The organism is Achromobacter sp. SIMBA_011, from assembly GCF_046535435.1.
Taxonomy (GTDB): Bacteria; Pseudomonadota; Gammaproteobacteria; order Burkholderiales; family Burkholderiaceae_B; genus Achromobacter; species Achromobacter dolens.
The window spans coordinates 1-231 of sequence record NZ_JAWRWN010001326.1 but is presented as its reverse complement, the minus strand read 5'-3'; the positions used below and the strand labels follow the sequence as shown (position 1 = coordinate 231).

General features: G+C 58.9%; 1 protein-coding gene. It reads right to left on the bottom strand.

What is annotated here, in order from left to right; all coding sequences use genetic code 11:
* A partial coding sequence (locus SB816_RS35385; RefSeq protein WP_410548669.1) for a hypothetical protein occupies nt 1-231 on the bottom strand: 231 nt, incomplete at both ends.

The window sequence follows — 231 nt, the reverse complement described above, 5'->3', positions numbered from 1 at the left end:
ATCAGCAAGCCGATACGGGACGGCAGCGATTTCAGGAACCAGATGTGGGCAACCGGCGAAGCCAGTTCGATGTGCGCCATGCGCTCACGACGAACCTTGGCCAGCGCAACTTCAACGCCGCACTTCTCGCAGATCACGCCGCGATGCTTCAAGCGCTTGTACTTACCGCACAGGCACTCGTAATCCTTTACCGGGCCAAAGATCTTGGCGCAGAACAGGCCGTCACGCTCA